The organism is Pigmentiphaga kullae, from assembly GCF_004216695.1.
In the GTDB taxonomy this organism is placed as follows: domain Bacteria; phylum Pseudomonadota; class Gammaproteobacteria; order Burkholderiales; family Burkholderiaceae_B; genus Pigmentiphaga; species Pigmentiphaga kullae.
Window position 1 is genome coordinate 693585 of the sequence record NZ_SGXC01000003.1, and the last position, 13696, is coordinate 707280.

Here is a 13696-nt window from a genome sequence, read left to right on the forward strand (position 1 = left end):
CACGAGCATCCCGTGACCTTAACTTACATCCTGCTCGCCACGCTGGCGAGCGGAGTTCTGTCGGTGGTCGTTGCCGGCTGGCTGGCCTTCCGGTATTTCGCCCGCTTTCTTCACCAGATGATCAGCTTTTCGGTCGGGGTCATGCTGTCGGTGGCGCTGCTCCATACGCTGCCCGAGGCGTTCGATTCCGAGGCCGACACGCGCGTGCTGTTCGCGCTGCTGCTGGCGGGCCTGCTGGGATTCTTCATGCTCGAGAAGCTGGCGATCCTGCGCCACAACCATCACCACGAGCACGACGGCCACGGGCATCCCCCGGGGCACGACGCCCACGAGGCGGGGCGCGGCGGGCTGGCCGTGCTGGTGGGGGACGGGCTGCACAATTTCTGCGACGGCATCGTCATCGCCGCCGCTTTCCTGGCCGACCCCATGCTGGGCCTGCTGACCACGCTGACCATCGCCGCGCACGAGATTCCGCAGGAACTGGGCGATTTCATCGTCTTGGTCAACGCCGGCTTCACCCGCAAGAAGGCCCTGCTGTTCAATGTGCTGTCCAGCATGACGGCCATCGCCGGCGGCCTGGTGGGATATTACCTGCTGGCCGGTTCCAGGCAGTGGGTGCCGTACGTGCTGACCCTGGCGGCCAGCAGTTTCCTGTACATCGCGGTGGCGGACCTGATGCCGCAGATGCAGCGCCGCACCACGGTGCGCGAGAGCCTGCCGCAATTCGTGCTGATCGCGGCCGGCGTGCTGGCGATCTATGCCGTCAATTCCGTGTTCCATCGCCATGCCCATGGACCGGCGAACGGACATGCGGTCGAGGCGGTCATTTCCTCCGACCCCGCTTCCCCGCCTTCTGCGTCCACGCGCTGAGCGTCATTCCGGCGTGCCGGCGGCCTTCGGGGCGCCGGCCGCGATCGGGGGCGTGCCGCCGGGCGCGCTCAGCACCTCCGGCGCGGCATAGGCGGCCGACGCCACCAGATGGCTGTTGATGCGGCGCAGGTCGCGCAGGACGTCCAGGTGCAGGGCGCTGGTTTCCGTGGTGTCGATCCGGCCGCTGCGCAGGCGTTCGAAATGGGTCTGCGTGGCCTGGCCTTCCATGCCGCGGAAGGTTTCCTTCTCGGCCGCCAGCAGCCGCGCGGCGCGGGCGTCGGCCGTCACGAACAGCGAGGCGGCCAGGCGCAGGTTCGCTTCCAGCCGCCCGTGCATGTCGTCCAGTTCGCGCCGCCCCTCGGGCGAGAAGGCGAGCCCCCGCTTGGTCAGCTTGCCGATGTCGTTCAGCAGGTTCTTGTCGACGACGTCGCCCGCATGTTCCAGATTGGTGATGAAGGTCAGGATCTCGTCGGCCCGGCGCCGGTCTTCGCGCGTCATCTCGTCGGCGTCCAGGCCCGCGACGTAGGTCTTGATCGCGCCGTTCAGGCGGTCGAGCACGTCGTCCAGGCGCCGAGCTTCCGCGATGCGCTTGCGATCGCCGGTGGCGAGCGCCTGGCGCGAGTGATGCAGCATGGTCTGCAGGGTGTCCGCCATGCGCAGCGACTCCCGCGCCGCGTTGCCGAGCGCGACCACGGGCAGGTCGCGCGCGGCGCTGTCCAGGTACAGGGGCTGTCCCGGGTCGGCGGCGGGGTTGGCCGGCAGCCAGCGGCGCAGCAGCGCCGCGTAGGGCGTCAGCAGCGGCAGGAAGAGGGCCGCCAGCGCCAGGTTGAAGACCGTGTGGAAGTTGGCCACGGCGCGCGCGTTGTCGCCCGCCAACTGCGTCATCCAGGGATGGATGTGATGCAGCAGGGCCAGTCCGATCAGCACCCCCACCACGCGGTTCAGCAGGTTGCCCAGGGGCAGCCGGCGGGCCTGCGGGTCGTCCTTGGCGGAGCCTTCCAGCAGCGGGTTGATCGCCGTCCCCAGGTTGGCGCCCAGCACCAGCGCGAAGGCGACGTCGACGGGCAGCAGCCCCTGGGCCGAGAAGGACATGACCAGGACCACGATCGCCACGCTGGAGTGCGCGGCCCAGGCCAGCACGGCGGCCAGCAGGATCGCCAGCCCGGGCTGGCCCGACAGGGCCTCCAGCGCCGAGCGCAGGGCGGGCAGGTCGCGGTAGGGCTCGAGCTGCGCGAGCAGCAGGTGCAACGACAGCAGCAGCAGGCCCAGGCCGATGAAGACCCGTCCCAGGTCGCGTACGTGGGTGGCGTTGCCGCGGCGGAACATGGCCACGCCGACCAGCACCAGGATGGGCGCGATGCGGGAGATGTCGAACGACAGCACCTGGACGATGAGCGTGGTGCCGACGTTGGCGCCCAGCATGGCGGCCAGCGCGGGCACCAGGCCCACCAGGCCGTTGGCGGCGAAGCCCGCCACGATCAGGCCGGTGGCCGTGCTGCTTTGCAGGATGGCGGTTACGCCCAGGCCGGCGAAGAATGCATACACGCGATTGCCCAGCGCCACGCCCAGGGTGGTGCGCAGGCGCGGACCGAAGGCCCGCTGGATGCCGGTCTGCACCATGTGCACCCCCCACAGCAGCAGGGCGACGAAACCGGCGATATCGAAGAGCGTGAGATAGGCGTTCATGACGTTCAGCGGCCGTCCGGGGGCCGGTGCACGTCGTGCGTGACGAACGGATGTTCGGCGCTGGGTACCTCGAGCCAGGACGGGTGTTCAAGTGTACGCCGTATGTCGGCCAGGCCTCCGCTCCAGCGTTCTTCCATGCCCAGTCGGCCGAACTGGTAATCCTTGTAGGGCGCCTCGCATTTCCCGCCGCGGTAGATCAGGTGCAGCACGTTGATGCGCCGGTCGCTGGCCAGCTCGCGCGCCCGCTTCATCCACGGTTCGCGGCCGTGCCCGGCCGGCATGTGCTTGAGCAGCTCGCGCAGCAGGCCGCGATACTCCTGCACCTCGCGCATGTAGTCGGTCACCAGGCGCGTGCGGCTGGAATACTGGATGTCCTTCTGGCGGATGGGCACTTCGCTCAGGTTGCCGGGCAACTGGCCGTGCGCGCTCCACAGGTCGACCTGGAAGACCAGCGAGTAGCGGCGCGGACTCGATTGCAGGATCTGGTAGAGCGGCGTGTTCGAGACGACGCCGCCGTCCCAGTAGTATTCGCCGTCGATCTCGACCGGCGCGAAGCCGGGCGGCAAGGCGGCCGAGGCCATGATGTGGTCCGCCGTCAGCACCCGGGCGGTGTTGTCGAAATAGGCGAAGTTGCCGGTGCGGACGTTGACGGCGCCCACCGAGATGCGGGTCCCGCCGTTGTTGAGCCGGTCGAAGTCGACGAACTCCTCCAGCGTGCGCTTGAGCGGCGCGCTGTCGTAGACGCTGGCGGTGCCGGGGTCGTGCTGCATGGGCCATGACGGCACCTGCCTGGGTACGAAGAAGCCGTTCTGTCCTTCCAGCACCGCGCGCCAGGCCTCCCAGGCGCTGAGCGCGGCGCCGGCCGGACCGGGAAGATGGGCCAGCGCATCGCGCAGCGCGTCGACCGGCGTGGGCGGCAAGAGCGGCGGACGGCAGATGTGGTCCCAGAACCGCTGCAATTGTTCGACCCGGCGCTCGGGCGGATTGCCGGCGATGACGGCGGCGTTGATCGCGCCGATCGAAATGCCGGCGATCCAGTCCGGATGCAGCCCGGCCTCGGCCAGGCCTTCATAGACGCCGCCCTGGTAGGAGCCCAGCGCGCCGCCGCCCTGCAGGACGAGCGCGACGGTGTCGTAGCCGAGTTCGCCGCGCCGCGATTGGATGGAACGAGTCATTTCAGTCACCCATGGCGCACGTAGCGGATGTCTCCGGACCCAGGGCACCGCGGATCCGGCTCCGCCGGTCCGCCAGTGCCGCCCGACGGGGTCCGGCGCCGGGCCGTCCCAAGGCGGGCCCCGGCTCCCTCGGGGGGCTGCCGCGCAGCGGCTGGGGGCTCACCATGCTGGGCGCGCGTAAGCGCGTAGGGGGGGGCTCCCATCTCTAGTGCATATACCAGCCGTGGCTGACGACGAACGATTGTCCGGTGAAGGCTGCCGTGGGGAAGGTGGCCAGGAACAGCACGGTCTGCGCAACGTCCTGCAGGGTGGTGAATTCGCCGTCCACGGTGTTGCCCAGCATGACCTTCTTGATCACTTCGTCTTCCGGGATGCCGAGTTCGCGGGCCTGCTCGGGGATCTGCTTTTCCACCAGCGGCGTGCGCACGAAGCCGGGGCAGACCACGTGCGAGCGCACGTTGTGCCTGGCGCCTTCCTTGGCCAGCACGCGGGCCAGGCCGAGCAGGCCGTGCTTGGCGGTGACGTAGGCCGATTTCAGCGGCGAGGCCTCGTGCGAATGCACCGACCCCGTGTAGATCACGATGCCGCCGCGATCGTCGCGGTACATGTGCTTGAGGGCCGCCTTGGTGGTCAGGAAGGCGCCGTCCACGTGGATGGCCATGACCTTCTTCCAGTCGGCGTACGCGAACTGGTCGATGGGATTGACGACCTGGATGCCGGCGTTGGACACCAGGATGTCCACGCTGCCGAACGTGTCGACCACCTGCTGGGTGCCGCGCTCGACCGCCGCTTCGTCGGTCACGTCGAAGTCCACCGCCATCGCCTGGCAGCCCTTGAGCTTGAGTTCGTCGACCACCGCCTGGGCGGCCTTCAGGTTGATGTCCGCGATGGCGACGGCGGCGCCCGCCGCGGCCAGCGTGTCGGCGATTTCCTTGCCGATGCCGCTGGCCGCGCCGGTGACGAGAGCGACTTTTCCATGAAGCTGCATGTTGTATCCCTTGGTATGCGCGTGGGTGGGAAGCGGTCAGGCCAGCAGCGCCGAGGCCAGCAACTGGTAGCTGCGGACCCGGTACTCGTGGCTGTGGATCTGGGAGTTGATCATGACCTCGTCGGCCTGCGTGGCCCGGGCCAGCGCGCCGATCGAGCCGGCCAGCGCCTCGGGCGTGCCGATGTGGATGCGGGTGCGGTTGTACTGGCGCAGCGCCTCTTCATCGGGCTGGTAGACGTAGGCCAGGGCTTCCTCGACGCTGGGCAGCGGGGTGCGGGTGCGGCCGCTGCGCGTGCGCATCATGCTGAGGTCGGCGGTGGAGGCCAGGCGCTCGGCTTCGTCGGCGGCAGGCGCGCAGACGGCCGACACCGCCAGGATGGCGCGCGGCTCGTGGCCGAACGGCGATGCGCGGAATTCCTCGCGATAGAGCCGCATCGCCGCATGGACGTTCTCGGGCACGATATGGTGGGCGTAGGCGAAGCCGAAGCCGTTGGCGGCGGCCACGCGCGCGCCGAACAGGCTGGAGCCGAGTATCCAGATGGGCGGGCAGGGCACGCCCACGGGCGTGGCGCGCACCCGCGCATGGGGATGGTCGGACGGCATGACGTCCTTCAGGTAGCCGACCAGATCGGCCAGTTGCTGCGGGAATTCGTCGGCATCGGCATGGCCGCGGCGCAGCGCGCTGGCGGTCACGGGGTCGGTGCCGGGCGCGCGTCCCAGGCCCAGGTCGATCCGGCCCGGGAACATCGCTTCCAGCACGCGGAAGGTCTCGGCCACCTTCAGCGGGCTGTGATTGGGCAGCATGATGCCGCCCGATCCCACGCGCAGCCGGGTGGTGGCGCCGGCGATCCGGCAGATCAGCAGTTCGGGTGCCGAGCATGCCAGCATGCCGGTGTTGTGGTGTTCCGCCAGCCAGTAGCGATGATAGCCCGCGGCCTCGGCCTGGCGCGCGAGGTCCACGCTGTTGGACAGGGCGTCGGTGGGCGTGTAGCCGGCGGGAATGGGGCTCAGGTCGAGGACGGACAGCTTCGGGGACATGGGAGGAGGGGACGGCCGTTAACGCATCAAGTGTGAACCCGACGGCGTTTTGCTGCAACCCAGCATGGCCGGCGTGGGGAAGCTCAGGCCCGCCGGGCCAGCGCCAGCGTGCGCCAGGTCGAGACCAGGCCCGCCGCCGCTATCAGCACCATGCCGGCCCAGCCCAGCATGTCGGGATGATCGTCCCAGAACAGGAAGCCGAGCAGCACCGAGAACGGGATGGTGCTGTACTGGAGCACCGAGGACAGGGCGGCCGAGCCGCGGCTGAACGCCCGCGTCATCGCGAACTGCCCCAGCAGCCCGCTGATGCCGACGCCCAGCAGCGTGAACCAGCCATAGAGCGAGGGCGGCTGCCAGCCGGTGACCGAGGTGGCGACGCCGCCCGTCAGGCAGGACGACAGCGCGAAGAACAGCACGATGCGCCATTCGGGTTCGCCGGACTGGCCCAGCGAGCGCACCTGCATCACGGCGATCGCCGTCAGGCTGCCGGCGGCCAGGCCCAGCAGCGCCGCCAGCCATTGCGAGTGATCCAGGGTGGGGCGCAGGATCGCGATCACGCCGATGAAACCGATGACGACCGCCAGCGTGCGCAGCCGGTCGGTCAGGTCGTGCTGGCGCCAGATCATCCAGCCGGCGATGAACAGCGGCGAGGTGTAGTTCAGGGTGATCGCGGTCGCCAGCGGCAGCCGGCCCATGGCGAAGAACGACAGCCAGATCGACCCCACGCCGGCGACGTTGCGCATGATGTGCAGCCGCCAGGTGGGCGGGATCACGACGCGCCGGGTGGCCCAGGCCCACGCCAGGATGCCCGCCGCCGTGGGCAGCCCCCGGAACAGGATGATCTGCCCCAGGCTGGCCTCTTCCGAGGCGAATTTCACGAACATGGCCATGATCGCGAACATCAGCGAAGCGAAAAGCATCCAGAGGGCTTGCATGGAGGGCGGGCGGCGATGAGGTGGCCTCGATTGTAGCTTCTGGGGTTAACCCCAGTATTCGCCTTGAAATCATCGTCCCGGCTACCATATAGCCCCAACCGGGAAACGGGTATCGTCCCTCTCGCCGTTCTGCGGCGGCCGGAGGGAACTTCCCGATGCCTGTTGCCGTCACATTCGGCGCCGCGCGGGGCGGTTCCCGGTGGCCGAGGGGAAAACCCACCCCCGGACAAAACATCAAAGGTTTTCGGAGCATCCTGCCCTCATGAAACGCATCATGCTATTTCTGGCGACCAACGTCGCCGTCATGCTGGTCCTGACGGCGACGCTGAGTCTGCTCGGCGTCAACCGTTTTCTGACCGCGAACGGCCTGGACATCCAGTCGCTGGCCATCTTCTCGCTCGTCGTCGGTTTCACCGGTTCCATCATCTCGCTCCTGATGAGCAAGCCGATGGCCAAGTGGAGCACCGGCGCCCGGGTCATCGACCCCAACGCGCCCAACGGCGCCGAGGAGCAATGGCTGGTCGACACCGTGCACCAGTTGGCCGACCGCGCCGGCATCGGCCGTCCCGAGGTCGCCATCTACGAGGGCGAGCCCAATGCTTTCGCCACCGGCGCCTTCAAGAACGACGCGCTGGTCGCGGTATCCACCGGCCTGCTGCGAGGCATGACCGAGGAAGAAGTCAGCGCGGTACTGGGCCACGAAGTGGCCCACATCGCCAACGGCGACATGGTCACGCTGACCCTGATCCAGGGTGTGGTCAACACCTTCGTGGTGTTCCTGGCGCGCGTCGTCGGCTACGTGGTCGACCGGATGGTGCTCAAGAACGAACGCGGCGGCGGGATCGGCTATTTCGCCACCGTCATCGTCTGTGAACTCGTGTTCGGCATCGTCGCCTCCATCATCGTCGCCTGGTTCTCGCGCCTGCGCGAATACCGCGCCGACGCCGGCTCGGCCTACCTGCTGGGCTCGCGCGAACCGATGATCCGCGCGCTGGCCCGCCTGGGCGGCATGGAGCCGGGCGAACTGCCCAAGAGTTTCGAGGCCTCCGGCATCGCCGGCGGCGGCAAGGGCTTCGGCGCCTTGTTCGCCTCGCACCCGCCCATCGAGCAGCGCATCCGCGCCCTGATGAACGCAAAAGGGTAGTAGAGGTCCCCCCCTACGCCCTGCGGGCGCCCCCCAGGGGGCGATGCAGGTGGACCGGAAGGGAGGCCCACCCCCACGCCCTTCGGGCGCCCCCTCAAGGGGCGGCACTGGCGGACCGGCAAAGCCGGATCCGCGGTGCCCTAGGTCTTCGTCTTCGGCATGGATGAAATGAGAACGGCCTTGCAATCGATGCAAGGCCGTTCTTGTTTTCTATCCAGCAGACCTGGTAAAAACGCCAGTCCTCGCCAGCCGTTTGGTACCCCAGGATGCGGTGGATCCGGCTTTGCCGGTCCACCTGCATCGCCCCCTTGAGGGGGGCGCCCGAAGGGCGTGGGGTTGGGCTTCCCTTCCGGTCCGCCAGTGCCGCCCCTGGGGGGCGCGCGTCAGCGCGTAGGGGGGGACGACTTCACCCGGAGGTCGTTGCGGACGCTTTGGACGCCTTCGACGCCTCGGGCGACTTCCACGGCGCGGGCGGCTTCGGCTTGGGAGTTGACGAAGCCGGAGAGCTGGACGGTGCGGCGGAAGGTTTCGACGTTGACGTCGACGGCGCTGACGTCCTTGGCCGAGACCAGGGCGGCCTTGACCTTGGCGGTGATGGCGGCGTCGCTGGCGTATTCGCCCGCGGATTGCTGGGTGCGGGTTGCCGTGCAGCCGCCCATGACCGTGGCGGTACCGATGATGCCGGCGACGAGCAGGGTGCGAACGTTCATGATTTTTCTCCTTGGGCGTGAATCATTTTCGGAACAGGCCGCTCAGCAGCGACAGGACCGCAAGCACGATGAAAATGAAGAACAGTATCTTCGCGATCGACGCGGCACCGGCGGCAATGCCGCCGAATCCCAGGACCGCCGCGATGATGGCGATGACGAAAAATACGACTGCATAATGCAGCATGCTTTTCTCCCGTCTTTTTTTGGCTATGGCGAAAATCCGGCCTATATGCATCCGGGCCCGGCTTTCGTTTTAAAAGCTACGCGCCGCTCCCTGCGTTGACAAGGCGGCAGTGTGTATATTTGTAATGATGCGCATGCCGCCGAATTGCCGTGTATTTATTACAGATCGGTGGGGATCGCCTTCAAGTGCGCCATGAGCGACAGGGGCTTGCGGCGATTGAAAAAAAGAAAAGCGCCCGTGAAGGGCGCTTTGATGGGCAGTCAGACAAAAGTTACGTCTTTACATATTTTCCGGCTCGTCCATCGCCTGCCGGTACCACTCATGGAAGTGCTGCATGCCGTCTTCCATGGGCGATTGGTAGGGCCCGGCCTCGTTGGCGCCGCGTTGCATTAATGCCTTGCGGCCGGCGTCCATGCGTTCGGCGATCTCGTCGTCCTCGACGGCGGTTTCCATATAGGCTGCCTGCTGGGCCTCGACAAAATCGCGTTCGAAATGGACGATTTCCTCGGGATAATAGAACTCGACGATATTGACCGTTTCCTGCGGGCTCTTGGGATAGAGCGTCGACAATACCAGCGTGTGCGGATACAGCTCGATCATGTGGGTCGGGAAATGCGTGACCCAGATCGCCCCGAATTCCGGCGCGCTGCCATTGCGGTAGGCCAGCAGGGCATCGTGCCAGCGTTGGTAGACGCCCGAGCCGGGGTGCGCCAGCGCGTTGTGCACGCCCACCCGCTGCAGGCTGTAGTAGTCGCCGAATTCCCAGCTCAGATCGTCGCAGGTGACGAAGCGGCCCAGGCCGGGGTGGAACGGACCGACGTGGTAGTCCTCGAGGTAGACCTCGATGAACGTCTTCCAGTTGTAGTTGCACTGGTGCACCTGCACCCGGTCCAGGACATAGTCGCTGAAATCGAACTCGGGCCTGCCGTCCAGGGCGGCAAGCTCGGTGGCGATCTGGCGGCCGCCGGCGCGGGGCGACTCGAACAGCGAGCCGTTCCATTCCTGCAGCGCGAAGCGCTGCAGGTCGAGACCCGGCGTTTCGCTGAACAGCGGGGCGCCGATCAGCTTGCCGCGGGCGTCGTAGGTCCAGCGGTGCAGCGGGCAGACGATGTTGCCCGGGCGGCCCAGGTTGCCGCTGCAATGCGCGGCCTGCCGTTCGCCGCCGGCCGGGTGCTTGCCCAGCATCAGCGCCTGCCGGTGACGGCAGACGTTGGACAGCAGTTCGACGCCGCCCTGGTTGCGCACCAGCACCCGGCCGTCGTTTTCCTGTATCAGGGTACGGTAGTCCCCGACTTCGGGGACGCCTTTCTGGTGGCCCACGTACATCGGGGCCTGGCCAAAGATGTTTTGCATTTCGCGCGCGAAGCGCGCTTCATCGAAATAGGCACTGACTGGGAGCTGCGCTCGGCTCGCCGCCACGTGTGCCACGCGACCGATATCGGTCATGACTTCCCTCCGCGAGAGTTGTGAAGCCAGTCCCCCTCGCTGCGAAACCACCCCTTACGCGACCTGGAGCGGTGTTTGGACTTCGCAGATGGTGCTGGCGCGAAGAAAATGATCTGCCCGATCAAGCCGGCTATTGTACCCCGGACGGCCGTGGAAGTCCCCGCCACCTCCCCGGTCCGGCCCCGGACGCGGCGGGGGTGGACTCCCGGCATCCCGTACAATTCCGGGTTCGATGCCGTGACGAGACCCAGGAGGCTTGATTGGCCGACAAATCCGTGAATGTTCCCGATGCGCAGGGCGACGCCCCCGCGCAGGCCCTGCCTCAGGACTTCGAGGCCGCGCTGGGCGAGCTCGAGGCGCTGGTGGCGATGATGGAGGACGGCTCCATGCCGCTGGAGTCCTCGCTGGCCGCCTACCGGCGCGGCGTCGACCTCGTGCGGGTCTGCCAGGACAGGCTGGCGCGCGCCGAGCAGCAGGTCCGGGTCCTCGAGGGAGAATTGCTGCGTCCCTTCGAAGAGGCCGGGGACTGACTTGATGGCTGGCAGTCGCGAAGATTTTTCCGCCTGGATGGCGGCGTGCGGGGTGCGCGCCGAACAGGCGCTGGCGCGCTTGTTGCCCGCCCAGGATACCGAGCCGCGCACGCTGCATGGCGCCATGCGCTATGCGGTGCTGGGCGGGGGCAAGCGCGTGCGCCCCATGTTGACCTATGCCGCGGGCGAGGCCTGCGCAGCATCCGGCGCCGGCAGCGAGGTGGCGCTGGACGCCGCCGCCGCCGCGGTCGAACTGATCCACGCCTATTCCCTGGTGCATGACGACATGCCGTGCATGGACGACGACGTCCTGCGCCGCGGCCGCCCGACCGTGCACGTGGAGTTCGGCCAGGCCACGGCGCTGCTGGTGGGCGATGCCCTGCAGGCCCTGGCCTTCGAAGCCCTGGCGGGCATGCCGATTGCCCCCGGCCTGACCGTGCAGGCGGTGCAGGTACTGTCGACAGCGGCCGGCAGCCTGGGCATGGCGGGTGGCCAGGCCATCGACCTGGCCAGCGTCGGCAAGCCGCTAAACCGGGATGAACTCGAAGCCATGCACCGGCTCAAGACCGGGGCGCTGCTGCGCGCCGGCGCCGCCCTGGGCGGCATCGTGGTGGGCGCGAGCTCGGTCCAGCGCGCGGCGCTCGACGGCTATGCGCAGGCCGTGGGGCTGGCGTTCCAGGTGGTCGACGACATCCTCGACGTCACGGCCGACTCGGCGCGCCTGGGCAAGACGGCCGGCAAGGACGCGGCCGCCGACAAGCCCACCTATGTATCCATACTGGGCCTGGACGAGGCCCGGACCCTGGCGGAACAACTGCGCCAGGCCGCGCACGAGGCCATCGCTCCGCTGGGCGCGGGCGGTGCGCGCCTGGCCGCGCTGGCCGATTTCATCGTGCTGCGCGACCGCTGAACGGAGATACCGAAACATGCCCACCGATATGCTCGACCGCATCGAATCTCCGGCCGACCTGAAGAAACTGGACCGCTGCCAACTGTCGGCGCTGGCCGATGAATTGCGCGCCTTCGTGCTGGAGTCGGTGTCCCGCACCGGCGGCCACCTGTCGTCCAACCTGGGCACGGTCGAACTGACCCTGGCGCTGCACTACGTCTTCGATACGCCCGACGACCGTATCGTCTGGGACGTGGGGCACCAGACCTATCCGCACAAGATCCTGACGGGCCGGCGGGCCGGCATGGCCACGCTGCGGCAGCAGGGCGGCATCTCGGGCTTTCCCCGCCGCAGCGAATCGGACTACGACGCCTTCGGCACCGCGCATTCGTCCACCTCCATCTCGGCCGCGCTGGGCATGGCGGCGGCGGCCCGCTACGCCGGCATCGACCGCAGGCACATCGCCGTGATCGGCGATGGCGCGATGTCCGCCGGCATGGCCTTCGAGGCGCTGAACAACGGCGGCGTCATGCCCGACGTGGACCTGCTGGTGATCCTGAACGACAACGACATGTCGATCTCGCCGCCGGTCGGTGCGCTGAACCGCTACCTCGCGCGACTGATGTCGGGCAAGTTCTACGCCGCCGCGCGCAACGTGGGCAAGGCCGTGCTGTCGCACGTGCCGCCCGTGTTCGAGCTGGCGCGCCGCATCGAGGAGCACGCCAAGGGCATGGTCACGCCCGCCACGATGTTCGAGGAACTGGGCTTCAACTATGTCGGCCCCATCGACGGACACGATCTCGATTCGCTGATCCCCACGCTGCAGAACATGCGCAAGCTGTCCGGCCCGCGCTTCCTGCACGTCGTCACCCGCAAGGGGCAGGGATACAAGCTGGCCGAGGCCGATCCCGTCCTGTACCACGGACCGGGCAAGTTCGATCCCGCGGTGGGCATCAGCAAGCCGTCCACGCCGCCCAGGAAGACCTTCACCCAGGTGTTCGGCGACTGGCTGTGCGACATGGCGGCCGAGGACACGCGCCTGATCGGCATCACGCCCGCCATGCGCGAGGGCAGCGGCCTGGTCGAATTCGAGCGGCGCTTTCCCGAGCGCTATTTCGACGTGGGCATCGCCGAGCAGCACGCGGTGACCTTCGCGGGCGGCCTGGCCTGCGAAGGGCTCAAGCCGGTGGTGGCCATCTATTCCACCTTCCTGCAGCGCGGCTACGATCAACTGATCCACGACGTCGCGCTCCAGGATCTGGACGTGACCTTCGCGCTCGATCGCGCCGGGCTCGTGGGCGCCGATGGCGCCACGCACGCCGGCAACTATGACATCGCCTTCGTGCGCTGCATCCCCAACATGGTGGTGGCCACGCCCTCGGACGAGGCCGAATGCAGGCTGCTGCTGTCGACCTGTTATCGGCATCCCGGACCCGCCACGGTCCGCTACCCGCGCGGCGCCGGCAGGGGAGCGGCGCCGGCCGCGAATCTCGATACCGTGCCGCTGGGCAAGGGCGTCGTGCGGCGCGAAAGCGGCCGCGCGCAGTCCGGCGGCCAGGCCGGCGTCGCGATCCTCGCGTTCGGCACGCTGGCCGTTCCTGCACTGCAGGCGGGCCTGGCGCTGGATGCCACGGTGGCGGACATGCGCTTCGTCAAGCCCATCGACCGCGAACTCATCCTCGACCTGGCGGCGCGGCACGCGGCGCTGGTGACGGTGGAAGAGGGCAGCATCATGGGCGGCGCCGGCAGCGCCGTCTGCGAAGTGCTGAACGAGGCCGGCGTGACCGTGCCCGTGATGCAGCTCGGCCTGCCCGACCGCTTCATCGATCATGGCGACCAGGCCGCCTTGCTGGCGGGCCTGGGGCTCGATGCGGCAGGCATCGAAGCTTCCGTGCGCGGGCGTTTTCCCGATCAGGTGAGTTGATCCCCCGAATGCGGGAAGCACCCGCTTTCCGTATCGGGCGCGCCACGCATGACCGAGGGTTAGCCCCGTAGGTGCCGCACCACGACAGGCGCAGAATTACTTTTACTGAAGCGCTTTGCGAAGCGTTGCAATCGCGTCCAGTAAAAGTGATGTAAAAGCGGTAGATATAACGCGCTG

Annotated in this window: 13 protein-coding genes; 5 read left to right on the plus strand and 8 right to left on the minus strand. The window is 67.9% G+C overall.

All coding sequences use genetic code 11. The annotated features are described in order from the left end of the window. The first annotated feature begins 12 nt into the window (after positions 1-12). The gene (locus tag EV675_RS26065) at positions 13-870 is read left to right on the plus strand and encodes a ZIP family metal transporter (protein WP_130361392.1); all 858 of its coding nucleotides are present in this window, start codon (positions 13-15) and stop codon (positions 868-870) included. 3 nt (positions 871-873) lie between these two features. On the opposite strand, the gene EV675_RS26070 is transcribed toward EV675_RS26065, so the two are convergent. The 5 genes from EV675_RS26070 to EV675_RS26090 form a co-directional block, all read right to left on the minus strand. Then, entirely contained in the window at positions 874-2556 is a 1683-nt protein-coding gene (locus EV675_RS26070; protein ID WP_130361394.1) for a Na/Pi cotransporter family protein, read from the minus strand. Between the two features lie 5 nt (positions 2557-2561). Further along, a complete protein-coding gene (locus EV675_RS26075) occupies positions 2562-3731 on the minus strand; it encodes a patatin-like phospholipase family protein (RefSeq protein ID WP_130361396.1) in 1170 nt (389 codons plus the stop codon). A gap of 205 nt (positions 3732-3936) precedes the next feature. After that, positions 3937-4719, minus strand: coding sequence for a 3-hydroxybutyrate dehydrogenase (locus tag EV675_RS26080; RefSeq protein WP_130361398.1), 783 nt, complete (start codon positions 4717-4719; stop codon positions 3937-3939). Between the two features lie 36 nt (positions 4720-4755). Beyond that, the gene (locus EV675_RS26085; protein WP_130361400.1) at positions 4756-5757 is read right to left on the minus strand and encodes an LLM class flavin-dependent oxidoreductase; all 1002 of its coding nucleotides are present in this window, start codon (positions 5755-5757) and stop codon (positions 4756-4758) included. An 83-nt stretch (positions 5758-5840) separates the two neighbouring features. Next, a complete protein-coding gene (locus EV675_RS26090) occupies positions 5841-6677 on the minus strand; it encodes a DMT family transporter (protein ID WP_423213244.1) in 837 nt (278 codons plus the stop codon). Between the two features lie 277 nt (positions 6678-6954). On the opposite strand from EV675_RS26090, the gene htpX reads away from it, so the two are divergent. Further along, complete coding sequence (gene htpX, locus EV675_RS26095) at positions 6955-7836, plus strand: protease HtpX (RefSeq protein ID WP_130361404.1); 882 nt, start codon at positions 6955-6957, stop codon at positions 7834-7836. Positions 7837-8219: 383 nt separating this feature from the next. Here htpX and EV675_RS26100 read toward each other — a convergent pair whose 3' ends face one another. From EV675_RS26100 to EV675_RS26110, 3 genes are all read right to left on the minus strand, one after another. Continuing rightward, a complete protein-coding gene (locus EV675_RS26100; RefSeq protein ID WP_130361406.1) occupies positions 8220-8546 on the minus strand; it encodes a BON domain-containing protein in 327 nt (108 codons plus the stop codon). Positions 8547-8568: 22 nt separating this feature from the next. Further along, complete coding sequence (locus tag EV675_RS26105) at positions 8569-8730, minus strand: DUF1328 domain-containing protein (protein WP_087780828.1); 162 nt, start codon at positions 8728-8730, stop codon at positions 8569-8571. 279 nt (positions 8731-9009) lie between these two features. Then, positions 9010-10176 carry an aromatic ring-hydroxylating oxygenase subunit alpha gene (locus tag EV675_RS26110; protein WP_130361408.1) on the minus strand — a complete coding sequence of 389 codons (1167 nt, stop codon included), beginning with the start codon at positions 10174-10176 and terminating at the stop codon, positions 9010-9012. Positions 10177-10451: 275 nt separating this feature from the next. Between EV675_RS26110 and EV675_RS26115 the strand changes: the two genes are divergently transcribed. The 3 genes from EV675_RS26115 to dxs are packed head-to-tail and all read left to right on the plus strand — an operon-like array spanning position 10452 to position 13519. Continuing rightward, positions 10452-10706 carry an exodeoxyribonuclease VII small subunit gene (locus EV675_RS26115; protein ID WP_124692427.1) on the plus strand — a complete coding sequence of 85 codons (255 nt, stop codon included), beginning with the start codon at positions 10452-10454 and terminating at the stop codon, positions 10704-10706. Between the two features lie 37 nt (positions 10707-10743). Then, the gene (locus EV675_RS26120; RefSeq protein ID WP_423213253.1) at positions 10744-11616 is read left to right on the plus strand and encodes a polyprenyl synthetase family protein; all 873 of its coding nucleotides are present in this window, start codon (positions 10744-10746) and stop codon (positions 11614-11616) included. Between the two features lie 16 nt (positions 11617-11632). Next, positions 11633-13519 carry a 1-deoxy-D-xylulose-5-phosphate synthase gene (gene dxs / locus EV675_RS26125; RefSeq protein WP_130361412.1) on the plus strand — a complete coding sequence of 629 codons (1887 nt, stop codon included), beginning with the start codon at positions 11633-11635 and terminating at the stop codon, positions 13517-13519. Positions 13520-13696: the final 177 nt, after the last annotated feature.